The 23,026-nt window shown below is 62.0% G+C and carries 17 protein-coding genes and 1 pseudogene; 9 read left to right on the top strand and 9 right to left on the bottom strand.

Annotated features, from left to right (window positions below; translation table 11 throughout):
• Positions 1-89 precede the first annotated feature (89 nt).
• The 4 genes from EZI54_RS17815 (at position 90) to EZI54_RS17800 (ending at position 7,056) form a co-directional block, all read left to right on the top strand.
• Positions 90-1,361 carry an efflux RND transporter periplasmic adaptor subunit gene (locus EZI54_RS17815; RefSeq protein WP_165495790.1) on the top strand — a complete coding sequence of 424 codons (1,272 nt, stop codon included), beginning with the start codon at positions 90-92 and terminating at the stop codon, positions 1,359-1,361.
• The gene (locus tag EZI54_RS17810) at positions 1,354-4,515 is read left to right on the top strand and encodes an efflux RND transporter permease subunit (RefSeq protein WP_131483236.1); all 3,162 of its coding nucleotides are present in this window, start codon (positions 1,354-1,356) and stop codon (positions 4,513-4,515) included. The genes EZI54_RS17815 and EZI54_RS17810 overlap by 8 nt, the downstream gene beginning before the upstream one ends.
• A 173-nt stretch (positions 4,516-4,688) precedes the next feature.
• On the top strand, positions 4,689-5,918 hold the full coding sequence (locus tag EZI54_RS17805; protein ID WP_131483235.1) for a DUF445 domain-containing protein: 1,230 nt from the start codon (positions 4,689-4,691) through the stop codon (positions 5,916-5,918).
• 109 nt (positions 5,919-6,027) lie between these two features.
• Positions 6,028-7,056 carry an HDOD domain-containing protein gene (locus EZI54_RS17800; protein WP_131483234.1) on the top strand — a complete coding sequence of 343 codons (1,029 nt, stop codon included), beginning with the start codon at positions 6,028-6,030 and terminating at the stop codon, positions 7,054-7,056.
• Positions 7,057-7,062: 6 nt separating this feature from the next.
• Here EZI54_RS17800 and EZI54_RS17795 read toward each other — a convergent pair whose 3' ends face one another.
• From EZI54_RS17795 to EZI54_RS17775, 5 genes and pseudogenes are all read right to left on the bottom strand, one after another.
• On the bottom strand, positions 7,063-8,391 hold the full coding sequence (locus tag EZI54_RS17795; RefSeq protein WP_131483233.1) for a YihY/virulence factor BrkB family protein: 1,329 nt from the start codon (positions 8,389-8,391) through the stop codon (positions 7,063-7,065).
• 218 nt (positions 8,392-8,609) lie between these two features.
• Positions 8,610-8,738, bottom strand: a pseudogene (locus EZI54_RS25115) (NAD(P)-dependent alcohol dehydrogenase); the annotation flags it as partial.
• A 127-nt stretch (positions 8,739-8,865) separates the two neighbouring features.
• The gene (locus EZI54_RS17785; RefSeq protein ID WP_165495789.1) at positions 8,866-9,894 is read right to left on the bottom strand and encodes an acyltransferase; all 1,029 of its coding nucleotides are present in this window, start codon (positions 9,892-9,894) and stop codon (positions 8,866-8,868) included.
• Positions 9,895-10,107: 213 nt separating this feature from the next.
• Positions 10,108-10,503 carry a DUF952 domain-containing protein gene (locus tag EZI54_RS17780; RefSeq protein WP_131483231.1) on the bottom strand — a complete coding sequence of 132 codons (396 nt, stop codon included), beginning with the start codon at positions 10,501-10,503 and terminating at the stop codon, positions 10,108-10,110.
• Positions 10,504-10,554: 51 nt separating this feature from the next.
• Positions 10,555-11,124: an NADPH-dependent FMN reductase gene (locus EZI54_RS17775; protein WP_131483230.1), complete on the bottom strand. Its 570-nt coding sequence runs from the start codon at positions 11,122-11,124 to the stop codon at positions 10,555-10,557.
• Positions 11,125-11,235: 111 nt separating this feature from the next.
• On the opposite strand from EZI54_RS17775, the gene soxR reads away from it, so the two are divergent.
• Together soxR and EZI54_RS17765 are read left to right on the top strand one after the other, a co-directional pair.
• Positions 11,236-11,718, top strand: a complete 483-nt coding sequence (gene soxR / locus EZI54_RS17770; protein ID WP_131483229.1) for a redox-sensitive transcriptional activator SoxR — start codon at positions 11,236-11,238, stop codon at positions 11,716-11,718.
• A 75-nt stretch (positions 11,719-11,793) separates the two neighbouring features.
• On the top strand, positions 11,794-12,456 hold the full coding sequence (locus EZI54_RS17765) for a DsbA family oxidoreductase (RefSeq protein ID WP_131483228.1): 663 nt from the start codon (positions 11,794-11,796) through the stop codon (positions 12,454-12,456).
• Between the two features lie 48 nt (positions 12,457-12,504).
• Here the strand turns inward: EZI54_RS17765 and EZI54_RS17760 are convergent, their stop codons facing one another.
• Positions 12,505-13,395: an AraC family transcriptional regulator gene (locus tag EZI54_RS17760; RefSeq protein WP_131483273.1), complete on the bottom strand. Its 891-nt coding sequence runs from the start codon at positions 13,393-13,395 to the stop codon at positions 12,505-12,507.
• 689 nt (positions 13,396-14,084) lie between these two features.
• On the opposite strand from EZI54_RS17760, the gene EZI54_RS17755 reads away from it, so the two are divergent.
• The 3 genes from EZI54_RS17755 (at position 14,085) to EZI54_RS17745 (ending at position 19,942) form a co-directional block, all read left to right on the top strand.
• Entirely contained in the window at positions 14,085-15,260 is a 1,176-nt protein-coding gene (locus tag EZI54_RS17755) for an efflux RND transporter periplasmic adaptor subunit (protein ID WP_131483227.1), read from the top strand.
• Between the two features lie 70 nt (positions 15,261-15,330).
• Complete coding sequence (locus EZI54_RS17750) at positions 15,331-18,507, top strand: efflux RND transporter permease subunit (RefSeq protein WP_131483226.1); 3,177 nt, start codon at positions 15,331-15,333, stop codon at positions 18,505-18,507.
• Positions 18,500-19,942: an efflux transporter outer membrane subunit gene (locus EZI54_RS17745; RefSeq protein WP_131483225.1), complete on the top strand. Its 1,443-nt coding sequence runs from the start codon at positions 18,500-18,502 to the stop codon at positions 19,940-19,942. The genes EZI54_RS17750 and EZI54_RS17745 overlap by 8 nt, the downstream gene beginning before the upstream one ends.
• A gap of 352 nt (positions 19,943-20,294) precedes the next feature.
• On the opposite strand, the gene EZI54_RS17740 is transcribed toward EZI54_RS17745, so the two are convergent.
• The 3 genes from EZI54_RS17740 to EZI54_RS17730 form a co-directional block, all read right to left on the bottom strand.
• Entirely contained in the window at positions 20,295-20,549 is a 255-nt protein-coding gene (locus EZI54_RS17740; RefSeq protein ID WP_131483224.1) for a hypothetical protein, read from the bottom strand.
• A 458-nt stretch (positions 20,550-21,007) separates the two neighbouring features.
• Positions 21,008-21,658 (bottom strand): hypothetical protein, encoded by a 651-nt coding sequence (locus EZI54_RS17735; protein WP_131483223.1) that lies wholly within the window; start codon positions 21,656-21,658, stop codon positions 21,008-21,010.
• Positions 21,655-22,965: an RHS repeat-associated core domain-containing protein gene (locus EZI54_RS17730; RefSeq protein ID WP_131483222.1), complete on the bottom strand. Its 1,311-nt coding sequence runs from the start codon at positions 22,963-22,965 to the stop codon at positions 21,655-21,657. The genes EZI54_RS17735 and EZI54_RS17730 overlap by 4 nt, the downstream gene beginning before the upstream one ends.
• Between the last annotated feature and the right edge of the window lie 61 nt (positions 22,966-23,026).

Below are 23,026 nucleotides of genomic sequence, written 5' to 3'. Positions count from 1 at the left end.
ATTGGGCGCACTCCGTCCAGTCAGTAAGACACCACACTAAAACAGTCCGCAAACGCCCCGGACGATAACAACCGTTGAGAGTTCAGGCCGTGCATGCATCCATTCGATCCCGCCTTAACCGGCGGCGTCTGCTTCCAGTCCTGCTGGTCCTTGTAGCCGTCGTTATCGCCGGCCTGCTGATCGCCTTACGGCCGACACCACCGGAAAGCACCCCGGAAGAGAAGGCCTGGCCGATCCAGACCACAGTGATCGAGCCTGCCAGCCGATCGCCGCAGATACGCCTGTTGGGGCGTGTTGAAACGCCTTTCCGCTCGACCCTGAGCGCTGCGGTGACCGCGGACGTGGCCCGCCTGGTGCATTTGGAAGGCCAGCACGTGAAGCGGGACGACATTATCCTGGAGCTGGAGGACGACGAAGTCAGCCTGCTGGTGGACCAGCGCCAGGCGGACTTGGCGGAACTGGAAAGCCAGATCGCCCAGGAGCGCAACCAGTACGACGCCGACCGGCAACTGCTGGACCGGGAGAAGTCCCTGGTCGCCCTGGCCCAGCGGGCGCTGGACCGCGAGCAGCGCCTGTCCGAATCCAATCTCAACAGCCAGACCCGTCTGGACCAAGCCCGGGAAGCCCTCCAGGCCGCCGAAATCTCCCTGGTCAACCGCCAGCTCGCGGTGGCCAACCATGACAGCCGCCTGAAATCGCTAAAGGCCAAACTGGACCGCGCCAACGCGCTGTTGGCCCAGGCCGGACTCGATCTGGGCCGTACCCGTATCCACGCGCCGTTCGACGGCATCATTACCGAAATCGACGTCAGTCCCGGTGAGCGGGTCCGGCCCGGCGAAGCGCTGGTCAGCCTTTACGCCAGCGACGACCTGGAAGTCCGCGCCCAGATTCCCATGAACCGCATCCCCACGATCCAGCAGGCCCTGGCCAACGATCGGGCGCTGACCGCCACGACGCGTCTTGGCGGAGTTTCCCGCCAGCTCCACCTGACGCGCCTGTCCGGCCAGGTCAATACAGGCGCCGGCGGCGTGGACGGGCTGTTCCGCTTTACGGACAACGCGCCCGATGCGGCGCTGAACCGGACCCTGGACATGACCCTCGAACTGCCCGCGGAACCGGGCCTGTTCTCCGTACCGGTCGCGGCCCTTTACGATGAACACACCCTGTATCGGGTACAGGACGGCCGTCTGGAAGCGCTGGATGTGCAGGTGATGGGCGATCGCTTCGAACAGGATCGCCAGTTCCTGCTGGTCCGCTCCGACCGGTTACGGGACGGTGACCGGATCCTGGCCACCCAGTTGCCCAATGCCATCAGCGGCCTGAAGGTCAGTGTGATGGACGGAGCAACGGATCATGGCTGACCCGCGCGGCGAGCATCGACAGGACCTGCTGGGCCGCTTTGCACGACACAAGGTCGCCGCCAACCTGCTGATGCTGATCATGGTCCTGGCGGGCATCTATGCGCTGACCGGGCTCAACCGCCAGTTCTTCCCCAACTTCGCCACGGACTTCATCACCGTGCACGTGGTCTGGCCCGGCGCCAGCGCCGAGGACGTGGCCCGCTCCATCACCACGCCACTGGAGCAGGAACTGCGCAACCTGGATAACGTCAAGGAGATGCGCTCCACCTCGTCGCTGGGTTACTCGAACATCGTGATCGAGTACCAGGAAGGCTCGGACATGGGCATCGCCCTGGACCAGGTGAACGAGCACGTGGGCCTGGTCCGCAACCTGCCCAGCGACGCCGAGCGCCCCGAGATCAGCAAGTTCGTCCGCAACGAGCCGATCGCCAGCATCATCCTGACCGGCCCGGTGCGGCTGGAGGCCCTGCGCCCGCTGGCCTATCGCTTCGAGAACGAGCTGCTCGACCGGGGCGTGGCCAAGGTGGAGATGACCGGTCTGCCGGACCGTGAAATCGCTATCGAGGTGGGCAGCGACCGCATCGCCGAACTGCACCAGTCGCTGCCGCAACTGGGCCAGCGCATCCTCGGCCAGAGCCAGGACATCCCGGCCGGCACCGTGGGCGAGGAAGAATCGGCCCGGGAAATCCGCAGCCTGGAAAAGGGCCGCACCGCAGCCGAATTCAGCCGCATGCCGATCATGACCACGGCCGCCGGGCGCCGGCTCACCCTGGGCGACATCGCCGACATCAGTCTGCGGCCCAAGGACAACGCCGTGGAAGTGTTCTACCAGGGCCAGCCGGCCGTGCTGATGCAGTTGCAGCGGGCCGAGACCAGCGACGCCCTGAGCTCCGCCGACATCATGCTCAACTGGCTGAATGACACCCGCCCGTCCCTGCCGGACGGCGTCAAGTTGATCACCTTTGATGAAAACTACGAGCTGATTGTCGACCGCATCAACCTCCTGCTCAAGAACGGCCTGAGCGGGCTGATCCTGGTGGTGGGCATCCTGTTCGTCTTCCTCAACGGCCGCATTGCTTTCTGGGTGGCGGCAGGCATTCCCATCTCATTCATGGGGACGCTGGCGATCCTCTGGCTCAACGGCGGCAGCATCAACATGGTGAGCCTGTTTGCACTGATCATGGCACTGGGGATCATTGTGGACGACGCCATCGTGGTGGCCGAGGACGCGATGACCCACTACCAGAAGGGCGAGCGATCGCTGCAGGCCGCCGAAGGGGGCGCCCGGCGCATGCTGGTGCCGGTGATGAGTTCGTCGCTGACCACCATCGCCGCCTTCCTGCCCCTGATGCTGGTCAGCGGCATTATCGGCCAGATCCTGCGGGACATCCCCTTCGTGGTGATCTGTGTGATCACCGCCTCGCTGATCGAGAGTTTCCTGGTCCTGCCCGGACACCTGCGCGCGTCTTTCCACAAGCACCATCACCGGGAGGAAGGCCCGCTGCGCCAGAAGCTGGACCGGGCGTTCAGCCGCTTCCGCGACCACACTTTCCGGCCCATGGCGGAGTGGAGCCTGAGAAACCGGGCCACGGTACTGGTTGCCACCGGCTGTGCGCTGGTCCTGAGTGTGGTTCTGGTGGCGTCCGGCCACGTGCGTTTCACCTTCTTTCCCACACCGGAATCGACGCGCATCGTTGCCAGCGTGAAGTTCGCCGCCGGCACCCCACCCTCGGCCGTCAAGGCCTATGGCCAGCAGATGGAGGATACGCTGTGGCAAACCAGTGACGAGCTGGGCAAGGACGGCCCACTGGTGAAAATGGCGGTGCTGGAGCTGAACCGCGGGTCGTTTGACGGCGGCCGCTCCACCGAACGGGGCGAGCAATACGCCATGGTGTCGGTGGAACTGGTCGAGCCCGACGCCCGCGACATCCGCAACCCGCAGTTTATTGCGGCGTGGCGTGACGCCCTGCCACGCCGGGCCGGCATCGAGCAGCTGTCGATTACCAGTCCACAGGGCGGCCCCCCGGGCAAGCCGCTGGATATTTTCGTCACCGGAGCGGATGCCGGCACACTCAAGCAGGCGGCGGAATCCCTCAAGACCTCACTGGGTCAGTACCAGGGCCTGACGGATATCCTCGACGACCTGCCCTGGGGCAAGCAGCAGTACATCTTTACCCTGACCCCGCTGGCCCAGAGCCTCGGGCTGACGATCGACGACGTCGGCCGCCAGATGCGCGCCGCCCTCGACGGCCAGCTGTTGCAGGTGTTCTACGACAGCCACGACGAAGTGGAAGTGCGCATCATGCTGCCCAGGGCCGAGCGCGACCTGCAGCGCACCCTGGACACCCTGCCCATCGTCACGCCCACCGGCGACACCACACCGCTGGCCAACGTGATCAACCTGGAATCCCGCCGCGGCCTGGCCCTGCTGAGACACACCGACGGCCAGCTCGGGGTGCATGTGACCGCCGACGTGGACAACGAGGTCACCAACGCCAACCAGGTGCTGGCCGACCTGCAGCAAAAGACCATCCCGCAACTGCAAAGCCGGTACGGCGTGCGCACCACGTTCAAGGGCAAGGCCGAGGAACAGCGAGAGACCGGCCGGGACATGGCCTCGGGCGCCCTGATCGGCCTGGCGATGATCTACATCATCCTGGCCTGGGTCTTCTCGGCCTACACCTGGCCACTGGCGGTGATGATCGCCATCCCCTTCGGCCTGTGCGGCGCCATCCTCGGCCACCTGTTGCTGGGCATCGACCTGACCATCCTGTCGCTGTTCGGCATGTTCGGGTTGTCCGGTATCGTGATCAACGATTCGATCATCCTGGTGACCTTCTACCAGGAACTCCGGGAAGGCGGGATGCCGGCGCGGGAGGCGCTGGTGGAGGCGTCCTGCCAACGCCTGCGGGCCGTGCTGCTGACCTCCCTGACCACGATCGGCGGGCTGCTGCCACTGCTGTTCGAAACGTCGCTGCAGGCCCAGTTCCTGATCCCGATGGCGGTGAGCATTGCCTTCGGCCTGGCCACCGGAACGTTCCTGATCCTGCTGGTGGTTCCGGTGCTGCTGTCACTGATCGAAGGCGCCACCGACCGTCTCAAAGGCCGGCCGGCTGCGGACGAGTCCCCGGACATTCGCAGCGAAACGCTTTGATCGTGCTGACCGCACGTTCCTGCGCCAGCGTCATTGACAGTTTTCGGGCGCATGCAGAAGATGCCAGGGCGTGTTTCCGCCCGGTGGCCCACCATCGGGCGGCACGCGATCCGATGGCACAGCCGGTGGCGCCCTGCCTTCGATAACGATAACGGACAAGACGAGTCGTACGCATGAGCGAGTTGCTGCACAGCGCCGAATTCTGGCAATACCTCAGTATCCCCGTTATTGCCGCATTGATCGGCTGGGTCACCAACTGGCTCGCCATCAAGATGACCTTCTACCCCCTGGAGTTTATCGGTGTGCGCCCCATCTGGGGCTGGCAGGGCATCATCCCCTCCAAGGCCCGTAAAATGGCGGCCAAGAGCGTGGATGCCACCATTTCCAAGATCGGCACGGTGCGCGAGATCTTCGAGCAGATCGACCCCCAGGTGCTCGGCGAGTACGTGGTGCAGACCGTCGAGCCCCGCACCGAGGAATACGTCGACGAACTCATGCTGCGCGAATACCCCACCTTCTGGGAGAACCTGCCCGCCTCGGCCCGCAAGATGGTGTATGACCGGGTCCGCCGCTCCACGCCGCAACTGGTGGACAACCTGGTGGACGACCTGTCGGCCAATATCGAGGGGTTGCTGGACATCAAGGGCATGGTCATCGAGCAACTGGCCACCGACAAGCGCCTGCTCAACCGGATTTTCCTGGAATGCGGCGAGAAGGAATTCCGCTTTATCGTCAACTCCGGACTCTACTTCGGCTTCCTGTTCGGGCTGGTCCAGATGGCGGTCTGGTATTTTTACCAGGCCTGGTGGGTACTGCCTTTCTTCGGCCTGCTGGTGGGTTGGGCCACCAACTGGATCGCACTGAACGTCATCTTTCGCCCGCTGCGCGAGCGCAAGGTGGGCCCGATCCTGCTGCAGGGACTGTTCCTCAAGCGCCAGCGGGAAGTGGCGGAATCCTTCTGCTACATCGTCACCCACGAGATCCTGACTGTCGGCAACATCATCAACGCCGTCCTCAACGGCCCCAACGGCGATCGCGCCAAGAACATGGTGCGCAAGCACATGAAGCCGCTGGTGGACGAAACCACCGGCATAGCGAAAGCGCTGACCCAGATGGCCTTCGGCCCCACCGGCTTCGCCACCCTGAAGAACCAGGTGGGTGAAAAGGCGCTGGAAATCTCCTCTTCCTCATTCAACAACCCGGTATTCGAAAAGGATCGGGCCGAAGCGGTGGAAAGCATCATGGTCGAACGTATGGTGGCGCTCAGCTCCGAAGAGTTCCAGGACCTGCTGCGTCCCTGCTTCCAGGAAGACGAGATCAAGCTGATCCTGGTGGGCGCCGCCCTGGGTTTCGCCGCCGGTGTGGCCCAGTTCATCTTCGTGTTTGGCGAGCAGTTCTCCTGACGCGTTGCACGCGGCCATTGCTGTGTAGCAATATCCTACGCTTTCAAAACGTGACACCTTTCACGCTGCTATGCTTGGGGAAGAGTCGCGACTGCATGAGGCCGTACGGATGTGGCGCCTGTTTCAATGGTTTAAACCAAACACTGCCGACCCGGCGAAACCGGCCCGCCGCAAAGGCGGGCTACTGAACCCGGTTGGTACGGACCCGGCTGACGAGGAGCTGACCCGCAGCGCCCTGATCCACCTTGAGAGCCACCTGTTCTGCTGGCTGCTCAACGCCTCACCGGCCGAACTGGCGCGGGATACGCCCCAGGCACCCATGGTGCTCACCCGGCTCCAGTCGGAGCTGGATGACGACAATCTGACGGAGCTGCCCCGCCAGCCCGCGGTCCTGCCCATGCTCATGCGGGCCCTCTCCGCGGAAGACACCAGCCGCCACCAGTTGGCCGAGATCATCCTCGGTGATCCGTCCCTGACCGAGCAACTGCTGCACGTGGCCAACAGTCCGTTTTTCCGGCCCAGCGACCAGCCGATCGAGTCCGTGGAGCACGCCATCTTCCTGCTGGGACTGGATGGCGTACGCAGCGTGGCCGCCGCCGCGGTCATGCGCCCGATGATGACCGCCCGGTCCAACCACGAAGCCCTGTTTACGCAGCGGGTCTGGCGCTGGGGCCTGGCCTGCGCCCGGGCCGCCGAACTGATTGCCCGCTCCCGCGGTGCCGATGGCAACGCCTTTTTCCTGGTCAGCCTGGTACCGGCACTGGCCTACATCACACTGCGCCGGGAAGTCGCGCGCATCTACCGCGCCCTGGATCAGGCCAGCCTGCCGGAAGCCTCCGTCATCCGCACGGCCCTGCGCACCCACGAATGGGATGTGGCCCGCCTGCTGTCGGCGCGCTGGGATCTGCCACCGCAGTACCAGGCCTACCTGATGACCGCCGAGCGCCCGCCGCCCAGGGGGCCGCACACGCCCATCAACGACGGCATCATCCTGGGGACCCGCGAGGTACTACGCCATGCCCATCAGCGCAACCTGCCGGAGGAGCAGCTGTTGCGGGCCCTGCAACTGGATGAACCCACTTTCGTGAAGATCCGCACCGCATTGCTTGGCATGCTGCGGGAGGCTCCCCATCCCTGAACGCCGTCAGGTCCGCGACTCCAGATCCTGCGCGGCAGGCGACTGGTGCAGGACTTCAGACATCGTGCGTGGATCGCGGCTGAAGTGGGCGTGGAGCTCCTTGGGCAGGACCCGCGGCAGGCGCCGGGCGAGGTGATCCTCATCGGCCCGCACCACCTGCAGGATATCGTCGATGGTGATCAGGTCGAGCGCGCGGCCCGGGACCAGGCAGTCGCCACCGGCGCCGGCCAGGTTCAGCAGACCACCGCGGATCAGCTTGTCGCTGACCCGCCGGGTGACCTCTCCCGGCACGCGCATCTGCTGCTCCAGTGTCTCTTGCTGGGGCGCCTTCCGGCCTTCACTGAACGGTTTGCACACCAGCCACATCAGCACCAGGGCCACCTGCTCCTGTAACTCCGGTGAGTAACGCACCCGGTACCGCTTGGACACAGCACCGGGGTTCTGCAGGTAATAGACAATACTGGCACCAATCAGCAGCAGGAGCCAGTTCAGGTACAGCCAGATCAACAGCACGATGCCGATCGCAAAACTGGAGTAGATGGCCGCGTAGCGTGCCGAACCCGCGACAAACGAGGCGAAAAGCATCCCCCCGGCCTGCCAGGCCACCCCCGCGATCAGCCCGCCCACGGCCGCATAGCGCAGCTTGACACGGGTATTGGGGATGAAGATGTAAACGAAGGTGAAGGCCAGCACCACCAGGAAGAACGGCGTGAAGCGGCTGAAAAAGAGGATCAGCGATCCCAGCGGCTCCACGGCCATCAGCGCCTGGATATAGGTGGAGGAGAAGATGGTGGCGGTGATGCCGATGGCACACACGATCAGCAGGGGGCCGACCGTAATCACGCTCAGGTAGTTGCTGAAGCGCTGGGCCAGCGAGCGCATCTGCGGCACCCGCCAGATCATGTTGAACGAGCGCTCGGTCTTCTGGACCAGGGAAATCACCGTATAGACCAGCAGCACCAGCCCGACCGACCCCAGGACCCCGACCTTGATGTTGTCGACGAAACTGAGGATCTTCTCCGCCATTTCGATGCCCTGCGGTCCCATGGGTTCGAAAAACTGGAACAGCAGCGGCTGGATACGCTGATGCACGTCCAGCGCCTTGAGCACCGAAAAGCTCAGGGCCAGCAGCGGGACGATGCTGAGCAGGGTCGTATAGACCAGACTCATGGCGTGGAGCGTCAATTGCCCGTTGATCACATCCCGGGTCACCGCATAGGCGGTGCGCCCCGTCCCGTAAAGCCAGGTCCAGGGCCAGTGCCGGGGTGGATTGGGGTTGGCCAGGATCCACTCTTCCGCGGCTCTGATACGTTCCTTGATTTCCGACAGGTTCACGGATGCTCCCTTGATTCCTGAAATCGACGTCTCGTCGGCAATATTTAACCGATTGAATCCGATACGCACGGCAAGACGATATAGGCTTTCAGTATGGCGCATTTTTGCGCTGCGCAGAAATGGGCCACGGGACAACTATCGGGAAAACAGAGAGTTTAGAGTAGCGAGCGGCCTCCCGGCATGTCCGTTCGGGAGGCTTTGGCTGATCCCCCGCGTCGGGGCGTAATCGCGATCCTGAGGACACCATCGCGCTGGTGCGAGAACAGGTCGTCGGCGTCGACAATGTCATCCAGGCGGAAACGGCGAGTCACCATGGCCGTCAGGTCCACCCGGCCGGAATCGATGAGAGGGGGCACGGCACATAAGACATCCTTTTCCCGGGAAACGGCACATCCCGTCATACGTGCCCAACTGACAGATCGCTCATTATAAAGGGGAATAGCGACGGGATAAGGCCATGACCGATCGGCGGTTTCAGGAGATCTGCCGGAACCAGGCCATCCGTCGCAGCAGTCGGATAACCGCGAACGACACCACCGCCACCACCGCCACGTCCAGCACCATGAACAGCCACAGTATGCCCTCGAAGTAACGCGACAGCGGCATGGTGGTGAAGATTATCAGCGGGTGGATCAGGTAGATGCCGAAAGACGCATCCGACCAGGCACTGATTCCCGGGCGCGCCTTCAGGCGATCCGCCTGTTGGCGCAGCAGGATAAAGATGGCGAAGGTACAGAGAATGACCAGGGGACCCAGGTTGTTCAGGACCAGGAAATCCTCGTGGATCCCGAAGCCCCGGTACAGCACCGCATTCAGACCGGCGCCGATCAGCACGGTCGCCACCACCACGCCCCACAGGGTCCCGCGCGAAAACCGGAAACGTTCCGGATAGCGGTCGATCACGTAGCCGCCCACGAAGTACAGGATGTAGAGTGGGAATACGGCGTACCAGGTGATGTCCGAGTCCGCCACTGCCTTGACCAGCAGTGAGCCCTGATCCAGGCAGGCGAACAGGAAGAACAGCACCGCCAGTGCCGCGAACTCCGCCAGCCCCGGCTTTTCCCCCCGGATGTACTGGTTCAGGAACGGCGCAAACAGCATCAGGCAGGCGAACATGGTCAGGTACCAGAGATGCCCGTAGCTGTGACCGGCCCGGATCATGGTGCCGGTCAGCGCCAGCAACGAGCGGTGGTCCGGGTTCCACAGGAAATACCCCAACACCAGGTAGACCAGGTTCCAGACGATGATCGGCGGCAGCAGGCGCCAGGCGCGTTTGCGCAGGAATTCCGGCGGCGCGATAGCCCGGCCCAGCAGGACGACGCCGGAGGCCATCACAAACAGCGGCACCGAGAAACGGCTGGCCGCATCCAGCAGGTTGGCAAACCACCAGTCAACGTCGCTGATGACGCCATACTGCTTGTAGAAGACGGTGCTGACGTGAATGGCAATCACCGCCAGGATGGCGATGACGCGGAGGTAGTCGATCCAGACTTTGTGTTGCATGCACTTCCCTAGGGTCGGCATGCGTCAGACCGGAGGCACAGCGAACTCCGTCCAACGGCGCGTTCGACACGTGAGGAACCGGGTCGTCGCCATCTGAGCGGCGTTGGACGCAATCCCCCGATACAAAGCCCGTTATTCTGGCAAGGATCAGGCAGGGCGAATATATCGCCTTCCGTTATACAGGAACAGGCGACACACCTGCACCCCGCCGGGCTAACCCGCCGATCGGCGCAGCGCCCACTCCACCTGTTCGCGCTTCATGGCAAAGGCCGGTTTGCCATCGCGCTCGGAGTAAAGCAGCAGATGGACACCGGTCACCCACCCCATGTCGAGGTAGGGCCGGCGCAACATGGGATACAGCCACGGCGCTGCGGCTGTCGGAGAATGCCACTCCAGGTCGTCCCAGAAGTGCACTGCATCCAGCTCGACCACCACCGGAAACTCGCTGGCCCGGAAATGCCGTGTGGCGACGGTTTCCACGATATCGCGGGTATTGAGGTGAATCAGGCCGACCCGCCGGTCTGCCCGGCAGGGTTCGATCACACCCCGACGGGACGCTTTCCCCCAGTCCTTTGCACTGATCACCCGGTAGAAATGCCTGATTTCCATCCTCGACGTCCTCTCCTCTCAACCCAGTCGCTCACCGCGCACCGGACATCCTCAGCCTGCCTGCTCGTAGGGCTCCGCCAGGCGCGCTTCGCGGGTAGCCCGGGCCCACCAACGCAGGCGCGAGGCCATCCGATGCAGCGCCGCCTCGGCCCGGCCCGGTTCAACGAGTTCCCCGTGATCGTCGAAGCAGCGCCAGATGTCGGCGAAGGCCACGCCGTCGCGCAGGGTCACCGCATGCAGTTCGGCAAACACCTGGCGTAATTGTTCCACGGCCCGGATGCCGCCGGACAAGCCGCCATAGCTGACGAAGCCGACCGGCCGGGTCTGCCACTCGTCGTAGGCCGAGTCGATCAACTGCTTCAGGACAGCCGGAAAGCTGTGGTTGTATTCCGGCGTCACCACGATGAAACCGTCCATCCCGGCGAGCCGCTGCTTTACCGTCATGGTCGAATCGCCATGGTGATTTTCGACAGCGGGTAACGCGGTCCGGGGGTCGATCACCTGGACGCGTAAGCCGTTCTCCCCTTGCAGGGTCCTGACCACCCAGGCTGTGACCCGATCGCACAGCCGCCCTTCCCGGGCACTTCCCATAATCACGCCAATATGCAGTGGTGCCGTCATTGCCTTGCTCCTTTCATTGTCATTGCGAGGTCCCTGAACGCATCAGGTTGGAAAGGAGCCTAGGACCTCAAGTAAACTTGAGGTAAAGCCAAACCTTCATAAAGGCTTGTTATGTCGACCATTAAATCGATCAATCGTCACCAGCCCCTGAGCGTGGGCGAGGTCAGCCGCCGCAGCGGGGTGGCCGTCTCCGCCCTGCACTTCTATGAACAGAAAGGGCTGATCCACAGCTGGCGTACCAACGGCAACCAACGCCGATACCATCGGGACATCCTGCGCCGCATCGCCGTGATCAAGGTGGCCCAGCGCCTGGGTATCCCCCTGTCGGACATCGCCGGAGCCCTGGAAACCCTGCCGGAAGGACGCACCGTGACGGCCGAGGACTGGCAGCAACTGTCCAATCGCTGGCGCGCGGACCTCGACGACCGTATCGACAAACTCACCCGTCTGCGGGATCAGCTGACCGACTGCATCGGCTGTGGCTGCCTGTCGGTGGAGGCCTGCCGGTTACGGAACCCGTCGGACACCCTGGGCGAGAACGGCAGCGGTCCACGCCTGCTGGATCCGGACGAAAGCCCCCCGGTCAAAAGATGAACAGGAACGCGCTTACCGGTATCATCGGAACAAGACGCCTTGCACTGACATGTCTCAACCCTCAGGAGTAACACCATGAAGACCTTGCGGATCGACATCGTGTCGGATGTCGCCTGTCCGTGGTGTGCGATTGGTTATGCACGCCTGAAGCAGGCCATGGACCAGCTTTCGGGCGAACTGGATTTCACCGTCGAATGGCACGCGTTCGAACTGAATCCCGACATGGCCCTGGATGGGGAGCCCATCCTGGCACACCTGAGCCGGAAGTACGGCCGCAGCCCGGAGGAAATGGAGGCCAACCAGGCCCAGATGATGACCATCGCCGAAGGGCTTGGCCTGAATTTCGCCGGCCTGCAGCAACGCTATTCCCGCAATACCTTCGACGCCCACCGGCTGCTCAAGTGGGCCCGGGAGCAGGGTCGCCAGACCGAGCTCAAGCTGGCGTTCTTCGAGGCTTACTTCGGCAAGGCGGAAAACATCTCCGACAAAGCGGTGCTGACAGGCTGTGTGGAGGCCGTTGGGCTGGACGCTGAAATGGCCCGGCAGATCCTGGATTCCGACGAGTATGGCGTCGCCGTCAGGGCCGACGAAGAACGCTACCAGCAAGCCGGCGTCACCGCCGTGCCGGCCTTTATCGTCAACCAGCGCTACCTGATCTCCGGCGCCCAGGAACCCGAGACCCTGGTCAATGCGTTCCGGGAGATCGCGGAAGACCGGATCGAAACCTCCCAGGCATAGATCCCCGGCCGGCCCGCGGGATCAAATGATCCCGCGGGCGGGCAAGTCTCACGCCAGAGCCGTTGTCCGCTGCTCGCCGCGCAGTTTGACCACATCCGTGCGGGGCGGCGCGCCGAACAGGCGGCTGTATTCCCGACTGAAGTGGGACGGGCTTTCATAACCCACCCGATAGCTGGCCGTGGCCGCTTCCAGTCCTTCGGACAGCATCAGGCGCCGGGCCTCGTGCAGGCGCAGCTTCTTCTGGAACTGCAACGGCGACATCCGCGTCACCTGTTTGAAAGTATGGAACAGGGCGGATTCGCTCATGTTCACCTCCTCGGCCAGATCCTTGACCCGCAGGCTCTCGGTAAAGCGATCCTTGAGCAGGTCGATCACCCGGGAAACCCGGTGGACCTGGGAATCCGCCACCGCGAACTTGCGCATCCGCGCGCCCATCTCGCCGATCAGCGCCCGGTAGATGATCTCACGGCGAATCAGCGGTGCCAGCACGCCGATATCCTGCGGCGTATCCAGCAGGCTGGTCAGGCGGGTCACCGCGTCCAGCATGCCCAGATCCATTCGCGCCAGGCAGAGGCCGCAACTGGCTTCCGGGCAGGTTTCCGCAGCGGCGTCCAGCGGCAGTTGACTGCCCATTTCCAGGACCAGGTTACTGACCTCCTGCGGGTCGACGGTGATCTTCATCGCCAGGTACGGCTCCTCCTTCGAGGCATGAAGCACCCGCCCCAGCACCGGCATATGAACCGATGACACCAGGTAGGAAAGTGGGCCGTAGACCAGCTCCCGGTCGCCGAAATTCACGGTCTTGCTGCCCTGGACAATGAACGCCAGGGACGGGTCGTAGACCGATGACACACAGCTGGTCGACGAGTCCGAACCGACAACGTCGAGGCCCGGAATCGCGGTGCTGCGGAGCTGCCGGTCCACCGGCGTGGCCCGCATGATGTTGTCGGCCAGCTTCAGGCGCAATCGCTCAAGCTCGGGATCGACGGTGGTGGTCGCATTCAGGGAAAAGTCCAGGTTCTGATCCTGGACCGGTGTGGAAAGATCGGTATCGGGCACGGTGCATTCTCCTGCCGGTCGATGGCATCACCAAAACGCCAACCAGTATACTCAGCCGCCCGGAACTGTGAGTAAATAGTGACCGAGATTCGCAGAAATAGGCAACCACCCAACAGGAATGGGCAAACCTCAACTTCCGTATGCCTAATCCTCCAGATTACTAGCCGGATCCTCCAGAATCCGTCAATCGCCAGAGCAGGCATTATACGACCCACCGGAAGCCAGAAAAAACTGACACCTGCGTGCAAAATTGTGCATCCCAGGCGTCATGCCGACGATCCCGGAGTCCGGCCAGAGTGCGCTGGGGCGCCGCTTCGCCAAAGCGGCCCGGTAGCGAATTTCAGGTACTCAACAATAGCCCATACAGAATTAGGCAAGCACTTCGCAGAAACTGGATACCCCTTTTCAGGCCCCAGCCCCTAAAGTAGCTCTACATCTTCGATGGAGTTCCCGAACACTGTCCCTGCCAGTAGTGGCCCCATTCCATAAAGGACAGGCCCGGGAGACTCAGTCTGTGCCAACCCGCGACGTTTGCTGGAAAACATCCATACACCAGGAGAGAACACCTGATGGACTCATTTAAAGAAGGAGCCCGTATTACCGGCCTGACGCTGCTTGTCATCCTTATGGTGACCTTTGGACTGGCCGGCTGCGATGCCCACAGCGAGGAAGCCGCCGCGACACCGCCGCCACCCGCCGTCGACGTGGCCCAGGTGGAGCCGGCGCCCATCACCCTGTGGGACGGATTTACCGGCCGCATCGCCGCACCGGAAAGCGTGGACTTACGCCCCCGGGTCAGCGGTTACATCGACAAGGTCGCCTTTGCGGAAGGGGAAATGGTCAAGCAGGGTGACCTGCTGTTCCAGATCGATCCCCGCCCCTACCAGGCACGCGTGAACGCCGCCAACGCGGATCTCGGCCGAGCCCAAAGCCAGCTGAAGCTGGCGAAGAGCGAAGCCGATCGCGCCCTGCACCTGCTGGATGGCCACGCCATCTCCCGGGAGGAGTTCGACCAGCGCCAGGCCGCCCTGGCCGAAGCCCGCTCCAATGTGGATGCCGCCCGGGCGGCTTTGGATAGCGCGAAGCTGGATCTCGAATACACCCACATCCGCGCGCCGATTGACGGTCGAGTGAGCCGGGCGTACGTCACCCGGGGCAACCTGGCCACCAGTGACCAGACCCTGCTGACCCGCGTCGTCTCCGTGGATCCGATGTACGTGTACTTCGAAACCGACGAACAGACCGCCCTGAACAACCTGGGCCGGCTGGATGGCGACACCCCGCCGCAGGTCAAGGTCAGCCTCGCAGGCGAACCGGGGTTCGACCACACCGCCACCCTCGACTTCGTGGATAACCAGTTGGACGCCAGCACCGGCACCCTGCAATACCGAGCCGTGATGGCCAACCCGGACGGTCAGTTCCGTCCAGGCCAGTTCGCCCGGGTACAGATGCCGGTGGCCGACCTGAGCCAGGCCCTGCTGGTGGACCAGAAAGCGGTGATGGCCGACCAGGATCGTCGCTACGTCTATGTGGTGGGCGATGACAACACGGCCAGTCGCCGCTACGTCGAGCCGGGCCGGAGTTCAGACGGCATGCTGGTCATCGAGGATGGCCTCAAGCCCGGCGAGCGCGTGGTGGTCAACGGCCTGCAGAAAATCCTGATGCCGGGCATGCCCGTCGCCCCGGAACAGGTGGCCATGCGGCCAGACCAGCGCAAGCAGGCACAGGTCGCCAGCGCCCAGTAATACCCCGACTTTCCGTAACTGAACAGGAACTGGCCTGCCCTCTTTGAGGGTGGGCCCAGGGAGACTTTGCATGAATATTTCCCGCTTCTTCGTGGACAGGCCGATCTTTGCGTCGGTGTTGTCCATCATCATCTTCGTAGTGGGGTTGATCAGCATTCCCGGCCTGCCGGTGAGCGAGTACCCGGATGTGGTGCCGCCCAGCGTCCAGGTCACCGCCCGTTACCCGGGCGCCAACCCCAAGACGATCTCCGAGACCGTCGCCACGCCGCTGGAGGAATCCATCAACGGCGTGGAAGACATGATCTACATGAAATCCGTCGCCGGCAGTGACGGCACCCTGTCCCTGACCGTCACCTTCAAGCTCGGCACCGATCCGGACCGGGCCCAGGTGCAGGTGCAGAACCGGGTGACCCAGGCCCTGCCCCGGCTTCCCGAAGACGTGCGTCGCCAGGGCGTGACCACCAAGAAGCAGTCGCCCAACCTGATGATGGCGGTGCACCTGCTGTCGCCGGACAACACCTTCGATGCGACCTACATCCGCAACTACGCGGTGCTGCACATCCGTGACGAGCTGGCCCGGATTCCCGGCGTCGGCGAAGCCGGCCTGTTTGGCGCGGGCGACTACGCCATGCGCCTGTGGATCGACCCGCAGCGGGCCGCCGCCCACAACATCACCGCCAGCGATGTCGCCAAGGCGGTGCGCGAGCAGAACATCCAGGTGTCCGCCGGCCAGATCGGTGCCCAGCCGATGCCGGGCAAGAACGACTTCCTGATCTCCATCAACGCCCATGGGCGCCTGAAAACCGCCGACGAATTCGAGAACATCGTCATCAAGACCGACGATGACGGCCGCGTCGTGCGACTGCGTGACATCGGCCGGGCCGAACTCGCCGCCTCCCAGGATTCCCTGCGGGCGCTGCTGAACGGCAAGCAGGCGGTGGCGCTGCCGATCTTCCAGTCGCCGGGTTCCAACTCCCTGGAAGTGTCCGCCGCCGTGCGGGCCAAAATGGCCGAACTGGACGACAACTTCCCCAAGGGCCTGACCTGGGAAGTGGCCTATGACCCGACCGTGTTCGTCAGCAGCTCCATCGAAGCGGTCATCTCCACCCTGCTGGAAGCGGTCGGCCTCGTCGTGCTGGTGGTCATCCTGTTCCTGCAGACCTGGCGCGCGTCGCTGATTCCACTGCTGGCCGTGCCGGTGTCGATCATCGGGACGTTCGCGGTGCTGTCGGTGCTGGGCTTCTCCATCAACACCCTGACCCTGTTCGGCATGGTGCTGGCCATCGGTATCGTGGTGGATGACGCCATCGTGGTGGTGGAAAACGTCGAGCGGAACATCGAGGAAGGCCTCAAGCCCATCGCCGCGGCCCACCAGGCCATGCGCGAGGTGAGCGGGCCGATCGTGGCGATTTGCCTGGTGCTGTGTGCGGTGTTCGTCCCCATGGCGTTCCTGGACGGCATCACCGGCCAGTTCTACCGCCAGTTTGCCGCTTCCATCGCCATTGCGACCGTGATCTCCGCGATCAACTCGCTGACCCTGTCGCCGGCGCTGGCCGCCACGCTGCTGAAAAGCCGCGGCGCGCCCAAGGATCTCCCGGCTCGCCTGATCGACCGCCTGTTCGGCTGGCTGTTCCGGCCGTTCAACCGCTTCTTCGATCGGAGTGCCCACGGCTACCAGGGCTTCGTGAAGCGCAGCCTGCGTACCCGCGGCTTGGTGTTCCTGATCTACGTGGCGATGCTGGGCGGTACCTTCTACCTGTTCAACCAAGTGCCCGGCGGGTTCATCCCCACCCAGGACAAGACCTACCTGGTGGGCAGTATCCGCCTGCCGGAAGGCGCGTCGCTGGACCGCACCGAAGACGTGGCCCGTAAAGTGAGCGACATTGCCATGGACACCGACGGCGTGTCCTACGCGGCGGCCTTCGTCGGCTTCAACGCGCTGCAGGGCACCAACACGCCCAACATCGGCACGGTGTTCATCCTGTTCGACGACTTCGACAAGCGGGACAAGACCGCGCAGCAGATCGCCGGCGAGATCAACGCCAAGCTGGCGGGCATCAAGGAAGGCTTTGCCGTGACCTTCATGCCGCCGCCGATCTTCGGTCTGGGCGCAGGGTCGGGGTACTCGCTGTACGTGCAGGATCGTAACGGCGCGGGCTACGGCGCACTGCAGAACGCCACCAACCAGCTCGCCGGCACCCTCAGCCAACAGACCGGACTGAGCTATCCGTTCAGCTCCTACCAGGCCAACGTACCGCAGCTGGATGCGGACGTGGACCGGCGCCAGGCCAAGGCACAGGGTGTCAGTCTGGACGAACTCTACGGCACGCTGCAGTTCTACTTCGGCTCGCTGTACCTGAACGACTTCAACCTGTTCGGCCGCACGTATCGCGTGGTGGCCCAGGCGGACGCGCCCTACCGGGACGACGTCAGCGACCTGGAGCACCTGTTCGTGCGCAACGACCGCAATGAGATGGTGCCGCTCAGTTCCATGGTCACCCTCAAGCGCAGCTACGGTCCGGATCCGGTCATCCGCTACAACGGCTACCCGGCGGCGGACCTGATCGGCCAGTCCGACCCGTCGATCCTGTCCTCCGGCGAGACGCTGGAGAAGGTCGCCGAGGTCGCCGCGAAAACGCTGCCCCGGGGCATGGACATCCAGTGGACGGACCTGAGCTTCCAGCAGATTACCCAGGGCAACGCGGCGATGATCGTCTTCCCGCTCGCCGTCCTGCTGGTGTTCCTGGTGCTGGCAGCACTCTACGAGAGCTGGGTGCTGCCGCTGGCGGTCATCCTGATCGTGCCCATGTGTCTGCTCGCCGCGCTGTTCGGCGTCTGGCTCACCGGCGGTGACAACAACGTGTTCGTCCAGGTGGGACTGGTCGTCCTGATGGGACTGGCCTGCAAGAACGCCATCCTGATCGTGGAATTCGCCCGCGAGAAGGAGATGGAAGGCATGGACACCATCAGCGCCGCGCTCGAAGCCTGCCGCCTGCGGCTGCGCCCGATCATCATGACCTCGGTGGCCTTCATCGCCGGCGTGGTGCCGCTGGTGCTGGCCTCCGGCGCCGGCAGCGAAGTGCGCAACGCCATGGGCATTACCGTGTTCAGCGGCATGATCGGCGTGACCCTGTTCGGCCTGCTGCTGACCCCGGTGTTCTACGTGGGCCTGCGCCTGCTCAGTGGCAAGTCGCTGGCCGTTGAACCGCCTGCCCTGACTCACCAGACCGGAGACCACCATGCGTAAACGTTTCCTGGCCCTGGCGCCCCTGCTGCTGGCAGGGTGCGCCGTCGGCCCCGACTATCAGGCGCCGGATGTGCAGGCGCCGGAGCAATTCACGGAATCCGACAGCACGGCCGCCTTCTCCGCGGCCGACGAGGCCCGCTTCTGGGGTGGCTTTGACGATCCCCTGCTGGCGTCGCTGATCCAGGATGTCCTGACCGACAACCCGAGCCTGCAGGCCGCCCTGGCCCGCTACCAGCGTGCCGATGCCCTGGTCCGCGGCAGCAAGGCCGAGCGGTTGCCCGAGATCGGGGCGAGCGCTTCGGCGGCGTCACAGCACCTGGCCGTTGCCGAGCGTTCGGGCAGCTCCGACGCCAACATCGACCTCTACGAGGTGAACGCCAACGCCAGTTGGGAGCTGGACCTGTTCGGTCAGCTGCGGCGCGCCAGCGAAGCCGAAGTGGCCCGCCTGCAGGCCGCCGGCTCAGAGGTGAACGCGCTGAAGGTGTCCCTGGCCGGAGAGATCGCCGCCAGCTACTTCGAGCTGCGCGGGCTGCAACAGCAGCTGTCGGTGGCCCGGGGCAACGTCCAGATCCAGCGGGATTCCCTCGACATCGTACGTTCACGCCTGGACGCGGGACGCAGCACCCGGTTTGACGTCCGCCGCGCCGAGGCGCAACTGGAGCGCACCCGCGCCGCCCTGCCCCAACTGGAAGCGGACGTGCGTGTGCAGATGCACCGGATTGCCGTGCTGACGGGACGAGCACCGGGCGAGCTGATCCCGCGACTGTCGGCGCCGGAACCGTTGCCGACCGCGTTGCCGGTGATTCCGCCGGGCACGCCCGGAGACGTCCTGCGCCGACGCCCGGATATCCGCGTCGCGGAACGCCAACTGGCCGCCGCCACGGCGGATATCGGGGTCGCCACGGCGGACCTGTATCCGCACTTCAGTCTGAACGCGCTGATCGGCTCCGTCGCCCTGGACAGCGGTAACCTGTTCACCGGCTCGGCGGAATCTCGCTCCATTGGCCTCGGCATCGACTGGTCATTCCTGAACTTCGGCCGGGTCCGTTCCCGGATCGATGCAGCCGATGCGGATGCCCAGGCGGCCCTGGCGAACTACCGACAGGTCATCCTGGACGCCCTGGAAGAAACCGAGAACCGCCTGGTGCGCTACCAACGCGCCCAGCAGCGGACCCAGCGACTGGCCGCCAGCGCGGACGCCGCCAGGGATGCCGCGCAGCTGGCTCGCACGCGCTATGAGCAGGGTTATATCGGGTACTTCGAGGTGCTGGATGCCGAGCGCGAGCAACTGGACAGCGAGAACGCCCTGGAACAGGGCCGGACCGCGTCGGTGCTGGCGATGGTGAACCTGTACCGGGCGTTGGCGGGGGCTCCGGGAAGCGCCGAACAGGCCACGGCGTCAAAAGCACCGGCGGAGTCCGACGGACCGGCTTGAGCCCATAAGGTACCCGCCATGTAGCGGACGCTTTAGCTTCCGAGCCGTCCTTCGGGACGGCCGATATGCCGACACTGGGGCCCTGACGGGCCCTCCGAAGCGTCGGCTACAGACTCCCCAACCAAAGAGGCCGGCAGGTTTCCCCGCCGGCCTCTTTCATTTCAAACACATTTTCACGCCTGAGCCGCCCGCACCTCCGGACTCGCCTCGCCATTTTCATCCAGCGCATGCTCGGCTCCAGCCTAACGCCAGCTCTTCCTCGTCGGTCCTAGCCATCAGGGACAGCAGCACATATGCACAACGTCCTGGGCCCCGACTCAGCCAAGCTACCTCAGAAAGCCGTATGCAAAACCTAAAAGCCCCGCCAAGAGAGGGAACACAAACGCCCTGCAAACCAGACGTAACTACCATTTCCTCTGACTATTTTTAAGCCTGCATTCAGAGCTAACATACCCAATACAGCAATAGCTATTGCGCCACGCAGCAGGTCGCCATCGAGCCACCATGTTCCCGCGATAGCCGCCAGCAGATAGGTGGTAGCCAATGCAAAAGAGGTGATCAGACCGTTAAGCTGTCTATCTCTTGGCATGAAATGTTTGCTGCTCATCTTTTGATGATCACTACACGATGATCTCGCCGAAAACCTTCTTCAGTCAGTAGGATAGGCAGTGATAGGATCAATTAACCCATCGCCACCATCATCCCTGACGACCAAGTCTCTTTCCTTTTAATTCACATAAACATAGTATGTCGTAATTTCTGGAAGCTCCCTATACAAATATAATTTTGAGCCCTTTGGCAACACTCCTTCATTATCAGGTGATACTTGCAGACTTACCGTGTGTTTTAACTCATATACGCGGGAATTTGATGCCTTATATGTAGCAAGCCAATATCCAGCGCCAAACGAAATAGCGCTAAATATCGCGCAAAACAGCATTGCGCTCTTACTCATTAATTAAGACCTAATTGCACCAGTCAAGTTAGAAGCAACCGACGCCTGAAAGCGACTAGTGACGCGAAATCATATTGAAAATCCAAATAACAGCCAATTGAGCACAGGCACTAACCAGCCGCATAGCAGTTTTCGTTTTCCCAAACCAAGAAGCTTTCCCCATCATAGGCACCTACAACTAATACCTTCAATTCAAGAGCAAGCTTTTTAAATTCTCTAAAGCTAGCCTTCTTTGGGTCGAAATCCCTACCAAATCCTGCACAAAGAAAATGCCAGCTTTCATTAACAGCAGTAACAATTTCCTGCACCTTCTCTAACCGAAAGCTATCACCTGAAATCGCATGATACACTTCTTCGCCAATAGAGAAGGCCGACTCAGAGAGTCGGCCGATTATGTCGGGATCACTGGGCCTAGCCATTACATCTTCGAAAATACATGTTTTTATAACCTTTCCCTCGAATAACCCTTTAACATATAAAGTCAGCAAGCTTCCACAACTACCTTTAGCCTTTACCGAATAGAAGGCATCACCTTTATATATTTTTTTTGCACCACCTATACCATTTTTTATCAAGCCACCAGAGGAGAAGTCATAAAGCTTTTGAGAATCCACATCTTCCGGAGCATAAGCCCAGACTTCCCCGTGATCTAGAGGAACATTCTCAAGTAAAGCACCTGAAAGACCCGTATTAACGGACAAGGATTCCCTGATCCAGTCTAATGCGCGGGCGTCCAATTCATGCTTTGAAATATTGGTCATTTCGGCTTAACACTTCCGTCAGGATAAACTCGGGCTCCGCCCTTCTTACGATCTGTATAATCCCAATGAGGACCTACCGGCGGCGCATGATCTAAATCCGGATGAACGCTCACATCCGGATTATCGGGATTAACATAGCCACCTCTTTTACCACCAGGGGCGTCTGGCCCCCTCCATGGCCATTCAGCACCGTCAGGACTGATTGGAGGCTTAGATGGATCGTTCCAATCCAATTCTGGAACCTCATCCGAGCCCGGACACCACTCATTATCCTCAGAAATATCTTCGTTGTTGTATATCAACCAATCTACTAGTGCCGCCCCACCAAGCGCTGCACCATAACCCAACCACTTAGGCCAAGCTACATCAGTAGGATCGGGAATCGCTGTATCCGTGCCAATCCACCCACCAACCACAGCAGTAGCTGATTTGCCATAGGAATCGATATAGTTGATCGGGTTCCCGCCAACATAAACGTAGGTATTGATACCGCCCCGCAATCCAATAGGATCACTTTGTACGAGTCTACCTATAGATGGATCGTAATCCCTATAGTAATTGTAATAGAGCCCTCTTTCGTTATCCCAGTATTGACCTGGGAAACGCAGATTAAATTTAAGATCGCGACCATCTCCATCGACATCTTCGTCTGGCAAACTATCCCCGAAAGGACGTAAATCCCATTGCCACAAAAGCTCACCAGACTGATCCGTTATGGCTACAGGCGCATCAATCTGGTTTGAGCTGACGTAATAGAGCTCACCGTCTTCAAGCAGACCAACCGGCTTGCTTCCTGCCCAGACAATTTCCTGGCGGGCGTTCCCTTGATCGTCGTATTCCCCCATCAGGCTTGCACCGTCATAGACGAAGCGAGTTTTGGTCACGGTTTCAATCTGTTGACCAAACCGGCAATGCAGAAACCGCTCAAGGAACCAGTTATGGGTGAGATGCGTGGCCATGCAGGAAATGTCCCGATGGTTCACCTTGCCATCCTGGTTAAGGTCGGCTCGAACCGGCGATTCTCTGTGATGAATGATCTCCAGCAGTGTCAACAAATCCGCAACGGATTTACGGCCATCCTGGTTGAGGTCTGCGCTAATCTGATAGGTTTCCTGGGTTCGCTTGAACGCCCGCGCGCCCATGGCGTTGTATCCGTACTCTGCCGTATCGCCGCCGTCGACGCTGACCAATCGGTTTCTGGCGTCATACTGGTAGGTAGTCGGCCCTGCAAAAGAAAAACTGAAATAAAGACAATGAGTTGGCTTTGTTTCAAAGTATAATATCCAGCATAAATCGCCCTGTTTCACTCAGAATCCGGAAGAAATGCCCATGATCCCACGGGATAAACGCCAGGCTCCGCAGCGAGAT

The organism is Marinobacter halodurans, from assembly GCF_004327985.1.
GTDB classification, from domain to species: Bacteria; Pseudomonadota; Gammaproteobacteria; order Pseudomonadales; family Oleiphilaceae; genus Marinobacter_A; species Marinobacter_A halodurans.
Note: the sequence above shows the minus strand (reverse complement) of the source record. Positions and strands in the feature narration are given on the sequence as shown.